This is a genomic window from Enterobacter dykesii (assembly GCF_008364625.2).
Classification (GTDB): domain Bacteria; phylum Pseudomonadota; class Gammaproteobacteria; order Enterobacterales; family Enterobacteriaceae; genus Enterobacter; species Enterobacter dykesii.
In genome coordinates, this window is the sequence record NZ_CP126604.1 from 2,137,687 (window position 1) to 2,155,869 (window position 18,183).

Genomic DNA, 18,183 nt, shown 5'->3' on the forward strand with positions numbered 1-18,183 from the left:
GGACATATCCACAGGAATCCGTACACCTGCAAGGAGAAGAATATGAGTAACGTAAAAGTTGTTGATGTCATCATTCGCAAAACGGCGGAGAAAACGAAATTAACCGGCGAAGGAAATCTGTCGGTCTCTATTTCATCCCCGAGCGTGATTGAAATCCAGGGTTCTGCTCAGGATGTGGTGCGCTATGTCCGCCAGGGTAAAGATCTCCTCATTTATATGAAAGATGGCAGCGTTATTCGCTGCAATAACTATTTTGTTGAAGATCCTGAAACGCATAATCAGTCAGAGCTGGTATTCAACGATCGTCAGGAACTGACGCATATTTCTTTTGCCGATACCGGGGAAGCATCGGGTGCTGCGGTGACCGAGTTAACCGCGCAGGCCACACCGATTAGCAGCATTCAGCCTTTCCTCGAGCAGGAAAGCGTCTTAAGCGACGCCCCTTGGGGCTGGATTGCGGGAGCGGCATTAGGTGGCGGTGCTATCGGGGCACTGCTGGCAAACGGCGGTGACGGCGAAACTAAAACCAAAGTTATTGATAACACCAAAGAAGTTGAAAGCGCTACGCCGACCTTCTTGCTCTCGGATAAAGCGGGTGACAAGCAGGGCGTGCTGAGTGCAAACGAGATCACGGACGACAGCAACCCAACCTTTAGCGGCACCGGTCAGCCGGGTGCGACCATCCAGATCAAAGACAGCAGCGGCAGCACCATTGCCAGCACCATGGTCGGTAAAGACGGCACCTGGACGGTAATGTTACCGACCCAGACGGACGGGGAGCACACCTGGTCAGTCGTGCAGATCGACGGCAGTAAAACCACCTCAGCGGGCAGTATCACCGTGACGGTCTCTACCGCCGAGGCCGCCATTACGCTGGCCACCACGGCGGGCGATAACGTGCTGAACGCCAGCGAGCAATCCGCGGGCTTTACGCTTTCGGGTGCCAGCAAAAACCTGGCGCAGGGTACCGAACTCACCGTGACGCTGAACGGCAAAACCTACGCGGCTGAAGTGGGAGCAGACGGCGCGTGGCGCGTTGACGTCCCTGCGGCAGACGCGCAGGCGCTGGGCGATGGTACCTGGATGGTGAACGTTAGCGGTAAAGACGCGGCGGGTAACACCGTCAGCGGAAGCCAGACGATTGGCGTGGATACCACTGCGCCAACCCTCTCTGTCGATACCCTCGCGCAGGACAACATCATTAATGCGGCTGAGCACAACCAGCCTCTGACCCTGACCGGTAAAACGAACGCGGAAGCGGGTCAGATCGTCACGGTCACGCTGAACGGTAAAAACTATAACGCCACGGTGGGCAGCGACGGCACCTGGTCCGTCACGCTTGATGTGAACGACGTGCAGGCGCTGAGTGAGGGCAATCACACCCTGACGGTTAACGTTAGCGACAAAGCGGGCAACGGCTCGTCCGTAACGGCAGATTTCACGGTGGATACCGCCGCGCCGGTCGTCACCATCCATACCGTGGCGGGCGACGATACCCTCAATATCAGCGAGCAGGGCCAGGCGCAGATTATCTCCGGGCAGGCGAGCGGCGCGGCGGCGGGCGATGTGGTCACCGTGACTCTTGGCGGCCAGACCTTCACCGGCGTGGTGCTGGCGGACGGCAGCTGGAGCGTGGGCGTTCCGGCGTCCGTGCTGGGCGCGCTGGGTGAAGGCAACCACACGCTTTCGGTTTCCGTCACTGACGCGGCAGGCAACACCGGCAGCGCCACGCACGGCATTACGCTGAGCGGACACCCGCCTGAATTTACGATTGACGCCATCAGCCAGGATAACGTCCTGAATGCCCAGGAGGCGATGCAGCCGCTGAGCCTGACCGGCACCAGCAATCTGCCGGACGGCAGCGCCATCACCGTGACGCTCAACAACGTCAGCTATCAGGCCACCGTAGAAAACGGTATCTGGGCAGTCCAGGTGCCGGTTTCCGACGTCCTGAATCTGGCGAACACGCTTTATACCGTCAGCGTCAGCGGGACCGACAGCGTGGGTAACAGCGGTTCTGCCGAGGCGAACCTGCTGGTGGATACCGTACTTCCGCAGGTCATTATCAATACGTTTGCGGGCGACAATCTGGTCAATAACGCCGAAGCGGGCGTCGATCAAACCCTCAGCGGTCGCGTTACCGGCGCGGTGGCGGGCGATACCGTCTCCATCACAGCCGGCGGCAAGAGCTACACCGCGACGGTTGGAAGCGATCTGACCTGGAGCGTGAAAATCCCGTCAGCGGATCTTCAGGCATTCGGCGACGGGGATTTAACCTTCAGCGCGTCCGTCACCAACGGGCACGGCAATACCGGCACCGGCGAGCGTGATATCAACATCAACGCGGAGCTGCCGGGTCTGCGCGTGAACACCATTTCCGGCGATGACGTGATCAACGCCATCGAACAGCAGCAGGATCTGAGCGTCACCGGCTCCAGCACCCATCTGGCCGCAGGCACGCAGATTATCGTCACCATCAACAACGTGGAGTACGTTACCGCGGTGAACGCCAGCGGCAACTGGCAGATCGGCGTTCCGGCGGCGGACCTGCAGGCCTGGACGGCGGGCGGCATGACGGTTAGCGTCAGCGCGGTAGATGCCTGGGGCAATCCGGTTGCGGCTGAACACCCGATTGAACTCGATCTGAACGCCGTGGCGGTCACCATTGATACCGTCTCCGGCGATGACCTGCTGAATGCGGCAGAAAAAGGCAGTGATTTAACCCTTTCCGGCCAGACGCAGGGCGTGGAGGCGGGGCAGACCGTGGTGGTGAAATTCGCCGACCAGACCTTCACCGCGCAGGTGCAGCAGGATGGCACCTGGAGCCTGACCGTACCCGCCAGCGCCATGGAAACCCTGATCGACGGGCGCGCGCAGGTGAGCGTCAGCGTCACTAACGTCAGCGGCAACAGCGCCGACGCGTCGCGCGTGGTCACGGTGGATACGCAGCCTCCGGCGATTACGCTCGATAACCTGACCGCCGACAACATCATCAATGCCGCTGAAGCGCAGCAGGATTTACTGTTAAGCGGCAGCAGCAGTGCGGAACCCGGCCAGACGGTCACCGTGACGCTGAACGGCAAAACGTATCAGACCACGGTCCAGACGGACGGTACCTGGCAGCTGAGCGTCCCGGCGGCAGATGTGGGTGCCCTGACGGATGGCATCGTTACCGTGACGGCCACCGTCAGCGACGTGGCGGGCAACGCCAGCAGCGCCGATCGCGTGGGTCTGGTGGACGCGACCGTACCGCAGGTGACCATCAACGACTTTGTCACCGACACCAACACCGTAAACCAGCTCGCCCATTCACAGGCGCAGATCCTGAGCGGTTCCGTCACCGGTGCGGCGGCGGGCGACCCGGTCACCATCACCATTAACAGCGTCGACTACACCACCGTGGTGGATGCATCCGGCAACTGGAGCCTTGGCCTGCCTGCATCCGTCGTACAGGGGCTGACCGACGGCACCTGGACTATCGACGTCTCCGTGACCGACAGATCCGGCAACACCGGAAGCAATTCGCTGGATGTGGTGGTGAACACCTTGACGCCTGTCATCGGTATCAACACGCTGGCGGCGGACGACGTGATCAACGCGACCGAGAAGGGCGAAGATCTGCTGCTCTCCGGCACCAGCAACCAGCCGGAAGGTACAACCATTACGGTGACTCTGAACGGCATTCAGTACACCGCCACCGCTGACGCCAGCGGAAACTGGAGCGTGACCGTACCGGCCTCGGCCGTAAGCGCGCTGGGAGAAGCCCATTACACCGTGACGGCGAGCGTCACGGATAACGTAGGTAACAGCGCTTCAACCTCGCACGATGTGCTGGTGGACAGCTCGCTGCCGGTGGTCACGATCGACACGCTGGCGGGCGATAATATCGTCAACGCAGCGGAAGTGGCGGCAGGGCAAACCCTGACCGGTAAGGTGACGAACGCGGCGTCAGGTGACACTGTCACTATCATCCTTGGCGGCCAGACGTACACGGCCACCGTGCAGGACGATCTCACCTGGAGCCTGCCGTTAAGTGAGAACCAGTTCACCGCGCTCGGCAACGGCGACCTCACCGTATCCGCCAGCGTGACCAACGGCCACGGCAATACCGGCTCTTCTTCTCTCGACTTCACCATCGACGCCCAGCTCCCGGGGCTGCGCATTGATACCGTCGCGGGCGATAACGTCATTAACGCGATCGAACACGCCCAGAACCTGATTGTGTCCGGTACCAGCACCGATCTGGCGGCGGGCAGCGCCGTAACCGTGACCATTAACGGTAAAGCCTATTCTGCAACGGTGCTGGCGGACGGTACCTGGCAGGCGGCAGTACCGGCGGCTGATGTGTCCCAGTGGACGGACGGTTCGCTGGATATCAAGGCAAGCGCGCAGGATGCTTCCGGCAACCCGGTGGCTATCGGCACCGTCGTGGACGTCGATCTCGCGCCTGTCGCCATCACCATCAGCAGCGTGACCGACGATAACGTGCTCAACGCGGCGGAAAAAGGCCAGGATCTGGTGCTTTCCGGCACCACGTCCAACGTTGAAGCGGGTCAGACCGTGACCATCACCTTCGCGGGTAAAACCTATACCACGACGGTGGATGCCAACGGCGACTGGACCTGGACCGTTCCGGCAGCCGATTTGAGCAGCCTGAAAGACGGTGACGCCAGCGTGCAGGTAACCGTCACCAACGTGAACGGCAACGCGGCGTCTTCGGCGCAGGAATTCAGCGTCGATACCGCCGCGCCGACGGTGACCATTAACACCATCAGCGGCGATAACATGCTTAATGCGGCTGAGGCGGCGCAGGATCTGACCCTGAGCGGCACCTCGACTGCCGAAGCAGGCCAGACGGTCACCGTGACCTTCAACGGCAATCAGTACACCGCTCAGGTGCAGGCGGACGGCAGCTGGACGCTGGACGTGCCTGCGGCGGATATGGCAGGCATCGCCGACGGCAGCGCGGCGGTCACGGTGACCGTGTCCGATAAGGCTGGCAACCCGGCCAGCGCGGGCTCCTCGGTGCTGGTCGATACCACCGTACCGCAGATTTCATTCAACATCGTCGCGGGCGACGACGTCGTGAATATTGCCGAGCACGGCCAGGCGCTGATCGTCTCCGGTAAGGTCACGGGCGCGCAGGCGGGTGACGTGATTACCGTGACCCTGAACGGCAAAGACTACACCGCCATGCTGGACGCGTCCGGCAGCTGGAGCGTGGGCGTTCCGGCGGCGGACGTGGGCGCGCTGGTTAACGGCGAACAGACGATCTCCGCGACCCTCACCGATAAAGCCGGTAACAGCACCACCGAGACGCACGCGTTTGACGTTTCCCTGACCGCGCCGGTGATAGCCATCAATACCCTGGCGGCTGACGACGTGATCAACGCGACCGAGAAAGGCCAGGATCTGCTGGTGTCCGGCACCAGCAACCAGCCGGACGGAACCACCATCATAGTGACCCTGAACGGGATCGGCTATACGGCCACCACCGACGCCAGCGGCAGCTGGAGCGTCACCGTTCCGGCGTCAAATGTCTCCGCGCTGGGCGAAGCGAGCTACGTGGTGACGGCGAGCGTAACCGACACCGCGGGCAACAGCGCGAGCACCGGCCACAGCGTGCTGGTCGACAGCGCGCTGCCGCAGGTCACCATCAACCCTGTCGCCACGGACGATGTTATCAACGCAGCGGAAGTGGCTGCCGGGCAGACCCTGAGCGGCAAAGTAAGCGGCGCGGCGAGCGGTGACACTGTCACTATTTCAGTTGGTGGCAACACCTACACCGCGACGGTTCAGGACGATCTGAGCTGGTCGGTCAACGTGCCGTCCACGGTCTTAACCGCCATCGGGAACGGCGATCTGACCGTGTCAGCCAGCGTCACCAACGGCCACGGCAATACCGGAACCGGCGAGCGCGACATTACCATTGATGCCAACCTGCCGGGCCTGCGCGTCGATACCGTGGCGGGCGACGACGTGATCAACAGCATTGAGCACGCCCAGAATCTAATTATCTCCGGCTCCAGCGAAGGCCTGACAACGGGCGCGGCGTTAACGGTCACCGTCAACGGCAAAACCTACGCGGCCACCGTGCTGGCGGACGGGACCTGGACGGCAGCCATTCCGGCGGCGGACGTCAGCGCGCTGAATGCGGGCACGGTCACCGTGACCGTGGACGGCCAGAGCGCGGCGGGCAATCCGGTTTCCATCAGCCATGACGTGAAGGTGGATCTGGCGGCAGTCGCTATCAGCATCAACGCCATCGCCACCGACGACGTGATCAACGCGGCGGAGAAAGGCGCGGACCTGGTGCTGTCCGGCTCCACCACCAACGTGGAAGAAAACCAGACCGTCACCATCACCTTCGGCGGCAAGTCGTACACCGCGACGGTGGATGCCGACGGCAACTGGACGACCACCGTACCGTCTGCCGATTTGGGCAGCCTGAAGGACGGCGATGCCAGCGTGCAGGTAAGCGTCACCAACGTGAACGGCAACAGCGCGTCGGCAGGCCGCGAGTACAGCGTGGACGCCACCTCGCCGACGGTGTCTATTGAAATTGTCAGCGACAACAACATCATCAATGCGGCCGAAGCGCAGCAGGATCTGGTCGTTAACGGCGTGACCAACGCCGAAGCGGGCCAGACCGTCACCGTGACGCTGAACGGCGTGGACTACACCACCACCGTTGAGGCTAACGGCAGCTGGAGCGTGACCGTGCCGTCCGCGGATCTGAGCGGTATTACCGACGGCAACTACACCATCAGCGCCGCCGTGTCTGATAAGGCGGGCAACCCGGCCTCTGCGGATCGCGACGTGCTGGTCGATATCACCGTCCCACAGCTGACCATCCACACCGTTTCCGACGACGACGTGATCAACAGCGCCGAGCATGCGCAGGCCTTGATTGTCACCGGTTCCGTGACCGGCGCGGCGGCGGGTGATGTGGTCACCGTTACCCTCAACGGCAAATCGTACACCGCCACTCTGGATGCCTCAGGCAACTGGAGCGTTGGCGTGCCTGCGGCGGACGTTACCGCGCTGGCCGCCGGAGATTACACCATTACAGCGGCGCTGACCGATAAAGCGGGCAACAGCAACAGCGCCACGCACGGCGTAGAGGTGAATCTGACCGCGCCGAGGCTGACCATTGACACCGTTTCCGGTGACGATGTGATCAACAACGCCGAGAAAACCCAGGATCTGACGATCTCCGGTACGGCTTCCGGCCTGGCGGCAGGCGCGGTGGTGACCGTGATGCTGAACGGCAAAGCGTACAGCGCGCAGGTGGACGATAACGGGAAATGGACGACTACCGTTCCGGCGGATCAGGTCGGCGCGTTGGGTGAAGCGTTGTACACCATTACCGCCTCAGCAACGGACAGCGTCGGCAACAATACCAGCACGTCGCACACCGTGAACGTGGAGTCCGTTCTGCCGGGCGTGATCGTCAACACCATTGCGGGTGACGACGTCATTAACGCGGCGGAGGTGGCAGCCGGGCAGACCATCAGCGGTAAGGTGGTGAATGCCGAAGCGGGCAACACCGTGACCGTGACCATTGGCGGCAACAGCTACACCGCCACGGTGCAGAGCGATCTCACCTGGTCCGTTAACGTGCCGTCCGACGTCCTGACCGCGCTGGGTAACGGTGATTTGACCGTGTCAGCCAGCGTCACGAACGGCGTGGGCAATAGCGGAACGGGCGAGCGTGATATCACTATCGACGCTAACCTGCCGGGCCTGCGCGTGGATACCGTGGCGGGTGACGACGTGATCAACAGCATCGAACACGGACAGAACCTGATTATCACCGGCTCCAGCGACGGGCTGGCGGCGGGCGCGGCGCTGACCGTGACCGTCAACGGCAAAACCTATCCGGCGACCGTGCTGGCGGACGGCACCTGGAGTGCGGCGATCCCGGCTGCGGACGTGGGTGCGCTGAATGCAGGCACGGTCACCGTCACCGTTGCGGGCCAGAGCAGCGCCGGTAATCCGGTCTCCATCAGCCATGAGGTGACGGTGGATTTGGCGACCGTTGCCATCAGCATCGATGCGATTGCCGCCGACGACGTGATTAACGCCGCCGAGAAGGGCGCAGATCTGGTGCTCTCCGGGGCGACCTCGAACGTTGAGGAAAACCAGACCGTTACCATCACCTTCGGCGGCAAGAGCTACACCGCGACCGTAGGCGCCGACGGCAAATGGACGACCACGGTGCCAGCGGCCGATCTGGCGGGTCTGAAAGACGGCGACGCCAGCGTGCAGGTGAGCGTCACCAACGTCAACGGCAACAGCGCCTCGGCGGGCCGCGAGTACAGCGTGGATGCGACCGCGCCGTCCGTGACCATCAACACCCTAGCGACGGACGACATTCTTAATGCCGCCGAAGCGAAGAGCGATCTGACCGTGTCCGGTACCAGTACCGCCGAAGCGGGCCAGACGGTGACCGTGTCGCTGAACGGCAAAGACTACACCACAACCGTCAGCGCGGACGGCAGCTGGACGCTGAACGTTCCGGCGGCCGATCTGGCAGGATTAACCGACGGTAGCGTCATCGTTACCGCTTCGGTCAGCGACAAGGCGGGTAACCCGGCGTCCGTAGACCACAACCTGACGGTGGATGTGACCGTTCCTGCGGTCACTATCAACACGATCGCGGGTGATGATGTGATTAACGTGGCTGAACACAGTCAGGCACACGTTATCAGCGGCACCGCCACCGGCGCGGCAGCGGGCGATAAGGTGACCGTCACCATCGGCGGCCAGACTTACACCACCGTGCTGGACGCGGCGGGTAACTGGAGCGTGGGCGTACCGGCAAGCGTGATTTCCGGCCTCAGCGACGGCACCGTGACCGTCACGGCGTCGGTTACCGACGCGGCGGGCAACACCGGTACCGGCAGCCATGACGTGACCGTCGAAACCGGCCTACCGTCGGTGGCCTTTAACGCCATCAGCGATGACAACGTCCTGAACGCGGTAGAGAAGGGTCAGGATCTGAGCGTCAGCGGCACCAGCGCCAACCTGGCAGAAGGCACCGTGGTGACCGTGACCCTCAACGGTAAAAACTACACGGCTACCACGGCGGCAGACGGCACCTGGAGCCTGACGGTTCCGGCAGCGGATCTGGCCGGTCTCGGTCAGGCCAACTACACCCTGAACGCGACCGCCACCAACGGCGTGGGTAACAGCGTGAGCAACACTGCGACCCTGCTGGTGGACACCGCGCTGCCGACCGTCACCATCAACACCGTGGCGGGCGATAACGTCATCAACGCGGCGGAAGTGGCCGCAGGCCAGACCCTGAGCGGCACCGTGGCGAATGCCGAAGCGGGCAATACCGTGACCGTGACCATTGGCGGCAACAGCTACACCGCGACGGTGCAGAGCGATCTGACCTGGTCCGTGAACGTGCCGTCTGACGTGCTGACGGCGCTCGGCAACGGCAGCCTGAGCGTGACGGCGACCGTCACCAACGGCCACGGCAACACCGGCACCGGCGAGCGCGAGATCGCGATCGACGCTAACCTGCCGGGTCTGCGCGTCGATACCGTGGCGGGCGACAACGTGGTCAACAGCATCGAGCATGCGCAGAACCTGATCGTCAGCGGATCCAGCGACGGGCTGGCGCCAGGCACGGCGCTGACCGTCACCGTCAACGGCAAAAACTATGCGGCTACGGTGCTGGCGGACGGCACCTGGAGTGCAGCTGTTCCGTCTACCGACGTGAGCGCGTGGCCGGAAGGCACCGTCAAAATCAGCGTGACCGGCGACAGCTCAGCGGGCAATCCGATTACCATCAGCCACGACGTGACGGTGGATCTGGCGACCGTTGCCATCAGCATCAACGCCATCGCCACCGACGACGTAATTAACGCGGCGGAGAAGGGCGCGGATCTGGTGCTGTCCGGTGCGACCACCAACGTTGAAGCCGGGCAGACCGTGACCATCAGCCTGAACGGCAAAATCTATACCGCGACAGTAGACGACAGCGGTAACTGGACCTGCACCGTGCCGTCTGCGGATCTGGCGGGTCTGAAGGATGGCGATGCCAGCGTGCAGGTGAGCGTCACCAACGTGAACGGCAACAGCGCCTCGGCGGGCCGCGAGTACAGCGTGGATGCGACCGCGCCGTCCGTGACCATTCATACCCTGGCGACCGACGATATCCTGAATGCCGCCGAAGCGAAGAGCGACCTGACCGTGTCCGGCACCACCACCGCCGAAGCGGGCCAGACGGTGACCGTGACGCTGAACGGCAAAGACTACACCACAACCGCAGGCGCGGACGGCAGCTGGACGCTGAACGTCCCGGCGGCCGATGTTGCGGCCCTGACGGACGGCAGCGTGACCGTCACCGCAAGCGTCAGCGACAAGGCGGGTAACCCGGCGTCCGTTGATCATAACCTGACAGTGGACGTCACCGTTCCGGCGGTGACCATCAACACCGTGGCGGGCGACGACGTGATTAACCTTGTTGAGCATGGCCAGGCGCACATCATCAGCGGCACCGCCACCGGCGCGGCAGCGGGCGATAAGGTCACCGTGACCATCGACGGTCAGACCTACACCACCGTGCTGGACGCGGCGGGGAACTGGAGCGTCGGCGTCCCGGCGAGCGTGATTTCCGGCCTCAGCGACGGCACCGTGACCGTCACGGCGTCCGTCACCGACGCGGCGGGCAATACCGGCACCGGCACGCATAACGTGACCGTCGATACCGGCCTGCCGTCCGTGGCGTTCAACGCCATCAGCGGCGATAACGTGCTGAACGCGGTGGAAAAAGGTCAGGATCTGAGCGTGAGCGGCACCAGCGCCAACCTGGCGGAAGGCACCGTGGTGACCGTGACCCTCAACGGCAAAAACTACACGGCTACGACCGCGGCAGACGGCTCCTGGAGCCTGACGGTTCCGGCAGCGGATCTCGCGGGTCTGGGCGAAGCCAACTACACCCTGAACGCAGCCGCGACCAACGGCGTGGGCAACAGCGTCAGCAATACGGCGACCCTGCTGGTCGATACCGCGCTGCCGACCGTTACCATCAACACCATTGCGGGCGATAACGTCATCAACGCGGCGGAAGTGGCCGCGGGCCAGACCATCAGCGGCAAGGTAGCGAACGCGGAAGCGGGCAATACCGTCACCGTATCCATTGGCGGCAATACGTACACCGCGACGGTACAGAACGATTTGACCTGGTCCGTTAACGTGCCGGAATCCGTCCTGACCGCGCTGGGCAACGGTGATTTGACCGTGTCGGCGACCGTCACCAACGGCCACGGCAACACCGGCGCGGGCGAGCGCGAAATCACTATCGACGCCAGCCTGCCGGGCCTGCGCGTCGATACCGTGGCGGGCGACGATGTGATCAACAGCATCGAGCACGGTCAAAACCTCATCGTCACCGGCACCAGCGACGGGCTGGCGGCAGGCACCACGCTCACCGTGACCGTCAACGGCAAAACCTATGCGGCCTCCGTGCTGGCAGACGGCACCTGGAGCGCGGCGATCCCGGCGGCAGACGTCGGCGCCTTCTCAGCAGGTACGGTCACCGTCACCGTTGCAGGCCAGAGCGCGGCGGGCAACCCGATAACCATCAGCCACGATGTCACCGTCGATCTGTCTGCCGTTGCCGTCAGCATCGATGCGATTGCCACCGACGACGTGATTAACGCCGCGGAGAAAGGCGCGGATCTGGTGCTGTCCGGCAGCACCTCGAACGTGGAGGAAAACCAGACCGTTACCATCACCTTCGGCGGCAAGACGTACACCGCGAAAGTGGATGCCGACGGTAACTGGACGGCCACCGTGCCGTCTGCGGATCTCGCGGGCCTGAAGGACGGCGATGCCAGCGTGCAGGTGAGCGTCACCAACGCGCACGGCAACAGCGCCTCGGCGGGCCGGGAGTACAGCGTGGACGCCTCCGCGCCAACCGTGACCATCGATACGGTCGCAGGCGATAACGTGATTAACGCCAGCGAAGCGTCTGCGGGCGTGGCCATTTCCGGCACCACCACGGCGGAAGTCGGTCAGACGGTCACCGTGGCGCTGGGCGGTAAGAGCTATACCGCGCAGGTGCAGCAGGGTGGAATCTGGAGCGTGAACGTGCCGGGTACCGACCTGTCCGCTCTGGCGGATAACGGCTACACCGTGCAGGTCAGCGTGAGCGACGCCGCGGGTAACCCGGGCAGCGCGGGCAAAGCGATTACGCTTGATACTACGCCGCCGACCGTCAGCTTTAACGCTGTCGCGGGCGATGACGTCATCAACAGCGTGGAGCACGGGCAGGCGCAGATCGTCAGCGGCACGGCAACCGGCGCGGCCGTCGGCGATAAGCTGGTCATCACCATCGGTTCGAACCAGTACACCACCACCGTTGACGCCAGCGGTAACTGGAGCGTGGGCGTTCCGGCCAGCGTGATTTCCGCGCTGACCGACGGCACCGTGACCCTCAGTGCGACGATTACCGACAGCGCGGGCAACAGCAGCACCCAGACTCACGACGTGGTAGTGAACACCGCCTCCGTGGCGCTGACCATCAATACCCTCAGCGGCGATGACGTCATCAACGCGGCTGAGGCGGGCAACTCGCTGGTGATTAACGGCTCCAGCGCGCAGTTCGCCAGCGGGACCCTGGTCACCGTGACGCTGAACGGCAAGAGCTATACGGCCACCATCCAGAGCGACGGCAGCTGGACGACCACCGTACCGGCCGCCGACGTGGGCGCCCTGGCCGATGGCGCGAGCTATCAGGTGTCCGTGTCGGCGCAGGACAGCGCGGGCAACAGCGCGTCGGCGACGCACGGCATCAGCGTGGATACCACTGCGCCGGTGGTGAGCATCGCGACGCTGTCGGCTGACGACATGCTGAACGCGACAGAAGCGCAGCAGCCGCTGACCGTGCACGGCTCTTCCAGCGCGGAGGCGGGTCAGACCGTCACCGTGACGCTGGGCGGCAAATCCTACACCGCCACCGTCGCGAACGACGGGACGTGGACGCTGGATGTTCCGGCGGCAGATCTGGCCGCCCTGAGCCAGGGCGCGCTGACGGTCACCGCCTCGGTCAACGACAAAGCCGGTAACAGCGGCCAGACCACGCACACCTTAACGGTGGATACCGTCGCGCCAACCGTGACCATCAGCACCGTCGCCGATGACGACATCGTCAACAACGCGGAGCAGCTGGCGGGCCAGACCATCAGCGGCACCACCACGGCGGAACAGGGCCAGACGGTGACCGTCTCCTTCAACGGGCACAGCTATCAGGCGACCGTCGCGGCAGACGGTTCGTGGTCGGTCTTCGTGCCGGGCCGTGATTTCCTCGGCCTGAGCGACGGGGAGTACACCATCACCGCTTCGGTAAGCGATAAGGCGGGCAACCCGGGCAGCGCGACGCACGACGTAACGCTGAACGGCGATGTCCCAACCATCACCATTAACACCTTTGCGCAGGACGATATCGTCAACGCCGCCGAGCACGGTACGCCGCTGGTCGTCAGCGGTACCACCGACGCCCCGGCGGGCCAGACGGTGACCATCACGCTTAACGGTAAAACCTACACGGCGACCGTCCAGAATGACGGCAGCTGGAGCTATACGGTGGGCAGCGCAGACGTGACCGCGCTGGCAGACGGCGGTTCTTACGTCATCAACGCGCAGGTCAGCAACACCATCGGCAACAGCGGCAGCGATAACCACACCGTGACCGTGGATCTCACCGCGCCGTCGATGGGCATTACGATTGATTCGCTGCAAAACGATACCGGCCTGAGCGCGAGTGATTTCATCACCAACGACAGCCAGATCGTGGTCAACGGCTCGCTGACCGCGCAGCTCGGCAACAACGAGAAGGCGCAGATCAGCCTCGACGGCGGCACCACCTGGATTGACCTGACCGTGACCGGCACCACCTGGCGCTACACCGATGGCCGCACCCTGACGGACGGTACGTATCAGTACCAGGTGCGCGTTATCGATAACGCCGGGAACGTGGGGGCAACGGACAGCCAGGACGTGGTGATTGACCTGACTAAGCCTGCGGCAAGCACTATTACGGTCGATTCCATCACCCAGGATACCGGGCTGTCCGGCAGCGACTTTATCACCAGCGACAGCCAGATCAGCCTGAAAGGGACGCTCGGCGCGGCGCTGGGCAGCGGCGACCACGCGCAGATCAGCCTTGACGGCGGCGTCACCTGGACCGACGTCAGCGTCAGCGGCCTGAGCTGGACCTATGTCGATGGCCGCACGCTGGCCGATGGGGATTACAACTACCAGCTGCGCGTGATTGACGACGCGGGCAATATCAGCGCCACCGCCAGCCAGGTGGTGACCATTGATACGGTTGCGCCGGACGCCAGCAAAACGATCGCTATCGACAGCATCAGCGACGATACCGGCCTGAGCAGCAGCGACTTTATCACCAACGATACGTCCCTGACGCTGCACGGCTCGCTCGGCGCGACGCTGGCCGACGGCGAATATGCCCAGATCAGCATCGACGGCGGCGTGACCTGGCAAAACGTCATCGTCACCGGCAACAGCTGGTACTACGTCGATAGCCGCACGCTGGGTAACCAGACCTATGACTACTACGTTCGCGTGGTGGATGCCGCCGGCAACGTGGGGGCCAGCGCCCATCAGCAGGTGACCGTCGATACGGTCGCCCCGGATGCGGCTATTACGGTGACCGTGGATAACATCACCGTGGATACCGGCTTCGACAATAACGACTTCCTGACCAGTTCGACCTCGTACACGCTGCACGGAACGCTTGGCGCAGAGCTCGGCGCGGGTGAATTCGTGCAGGTGAGCATGGACGGCGGCAGCACCTGGGTGTACGCCACCGTCAGCGGGACGCAGTGGAGCTACAGCGACACCCGTACCCTGACCGACGGTAGCCATAACTATCAGGTGCGGGTCGTTGACCAGGCGGGGAACGTCGGAGCCACCACCTCGCAGGCGGTGACGGTGGATACCCAGGCGCCGCAGTACGGCGTCACCATCGACAGCATCAGCGAAGATACCGGCCAGTCCGGCAGTGATTTCATTACCATGGACACTACGCTGACCATCAACGGTTCGCTGGGCAGCGCGCTGGCAAACGACGAGCGCGTGCAGATCAGCCTCGACGGCGGGAATACCTGGCTCGATACCACGGTCACCAACCAGCGCTGGAGCTACACCGATACCCGCGATCTGGCTGACGGGGACTATACCTACCAGGTACGGATTATCGACCAGGCGGGCAACGTGGGCTCCACCGCCTCTCAGGTGGTGACCGTGGACACCACGCCGCCAGCGACGGTAGGCACGGTAGTGAGCTATACCGACGGCGAAGGCGAGCGTCAGGGCACCTTTGGCAGCGCGGTGGCAACCGACGATAACTCGCCGCTGATCAACGGGACGCTTAACCGCGCCCCGGACGACGGTGAAATTGTGCAGCTCTACCGTGACGGCGTTCTGCTCGGCCAGGTGACCATGAACGGCAGCGCGAGCTGGTCCTTCCAGGACAACGGCCTGAGCGACGGCAATCACACCTATATCGTGCGCGTCACCGACAAAGCGGGTAACTACACGGAATCGGACGGCTTTGTGCTGAACGTCGATACCAGCATTCCGACCACCACGGCGGCGATTACCGCGCAGACCACGTCGGACACTACGCCGATCGTCAGCGGTACCGTCTCCGCTGACCTGGTAAACGGTGAATATCTGGTGGTGACGGTGAACGGCAAAACCTACACCTCCCAGACGGGCGGTGCGGTGGTGGTCGACCCGGATCACAACACCTGGTATCTGCAGATCCCGAACGGCGATGCACTGAGCGTGTCGAGCTACAGCGTGACGGCGCAGGTGAAGAGCAGCGCGGGTAACGGCAATACCACCGGTACGGCGACCGGCAGCCTGGTGATTGATACCACTTCGGTGAATACCGACTGGGCGACCACGGCGGGGAACAGCAACAACTCGACCATGACCCTCGGCATGAACAGCAGCGGTCTGTGGAATATCATTGCTAACGGCCAGTCTTACTCCAGCAGCGATAATTCGAGCTATGCCGGAAATACGCTGACCAACACCCGCGGCTACTACGTGGTGAGCCAGACCGCCGCCGACTTTGACCGTAACGGCACGCAGGACATCTTCGCGACCGAGAACACCTACGCCGGCTCCACGCAGGTGATGTGGACCTATGATGGCAGCACCTATAACGCCAGCCAGCTGGCGATGGGCACCACCATCTGGTACGGCGGCGTGATCGCGTACGACAAAACCGGGGATGGCTATCTGGATCTGGCGTACGGCGATGCCGGTATGGACTCACTGACCTACCTGGTGAACAACAACGGCGTTCTGTCGCCGGACGGCACCGGCGGGGAAGGCGGGTTCTACGGTCAGTTCGATTCCGGGCGCGAAATTTCCGGGGTTGACCTGAACAACGACGGCACGGTGGATATTGTTCAGCACACCAACCGCAGCGGCGCGTACTCGTTAACCGTGATCAACAACAACGGTAACGGCACGCTCTCCATCGGCCAGAACCTGACCAACGTGTTTGTGGTCAACGCCTCGAATACCACCACGGCGGCGTCCATGACGTGGGCGGACTTCAACGGCGATGGCTACATGGATCTGTACCTGGGCAGCAGCTACAACAACAACGGCGGGGTGATCTACTACAACGACGGTACCGGGAAGCTCTCTGCCACCAAGAGCGCGGTGGAAGCCTCTAACGCCACGGCGGGCTATCTGTCGGTGGCGGTGGACTGGAACGGTGACGGGCAGATGGACATCATCAAGCTTAGCACCTACGGCGGCTCGCAGACGGCGACCCTGTTCACCAACAACGGTTACGGTTCCACCTGGACCTCAAGCCAGCTGGCGTCAGGCCTGGCGAACGTCACCGGCGTGGCGGCAGTGGACTACAACTGGGACGGCGCGCAGGATCTGCTGGTCTCTCAGCAGAACGGCAAGGTGGTGCTGGTGCAAAACAGCAAAACCATTGCTGATGGCACCGCGATGCACCTGCACATTGTCGACAGCGAGGGCATCAACGCCTACTACGGTAACACGGTCAATCTGTACAACGCCGCGGGCGTGCTGGTGGCCTCGCAGATCATCAACGCCCAGTCCGGTATCGGGTCGAACGATACCTCTGCGCTGGTGAGCTTCTACGGGCTGGACCCGAATGAGACTTACTCGGCGGAGATCCTGAAGATCACCAACGGCGTGTCGGATAACGTCACCTGGACCGGCCTGGAGGCGGGCAACGGCAAAGAGGGCTATGTCCTGACGGCCGAAGCTGCCACCGGTGGCCACAGCGGGACCATCACCGGGACCGGGTATAACGACACCTTCATCGCAGAGGATGGCACCTATACCTACAACGGTTCCGGCGGCTGGAATACCCACTCCGACTACGACACCTGGAGCAACACCGGTGGGATGGACGTGGTGGATTACCGCAACGCGACCTCCGGCGTTAACGTTGACTTGCGCCTCTCAACCGCGCAGAACACCGGGTTCGGTACCACGCGACTGTTGAACATTGAAGGCATCAACGGCTCGGATTACGACGACGTTATTACCGGCAACAGCGGTGATAACCAGTTCGAAGGACGTGGCGGAAACGACACCTTCAACATCGGCAGCGGCGGTCACGATACGTTGCTCTACAAGCTGATTAACGCCTCGGATGCAACGGGCGGTAACGGTCACGACGTGGTGAACGGCTTCACGGTCGGTACCTGGGAAGGGACCGCGGACACGGATCGTATTGACCTGCGCGATCTGCTCTCCGACAGCGGCTATACCGGCACGGGCTCGGCGAGCTACGTGAACGGCGTGGCCACGCTGGACAGCAGCGCGGGCAATATCAGCGATTACATCCGCGTGGTGCAGAACGGCAGCAATACCGAGATCCAGGTTGACCTGGACGGTACCGGCGGTCAGTTCTCGCCAACCACCCTGGTGACGCTAAACGGCGTGCAGACGGATCTGGCGACGCTGCTGGCGAACCATCAGCTGTTAATTGCGTAAAACAACGCCGCGGGGAGCGATCCTCGCGGCCTTTTGCGTTTCTTTACATGAATAGCCATAACCCTATATTTCACAAGATTATTTTGCGGGCTCGTTTAGAGAGTGTTCGTTTTTCAATCATCCCGTAAAGGTATC

1 protein-coding gene is annotated in these 18,183 nt (G+C 62.8%); it reads left to right on the forward strand.

What is annotated here, in order from left to right:
- Positions 1-42 precede the first annotated feature (42 nt).
- Positions 43-18,048, forward strand: coding sequence for an Ig-like domain-containing protein (locus tag F0320_RS10365; protein WP_149323768.1), 18,006 nt, complete (start codon positions 43-45; stop codon positions 18,046-18,048).
- Positions 18,049-18,183 lie beyond the last annotated feature (135 nt).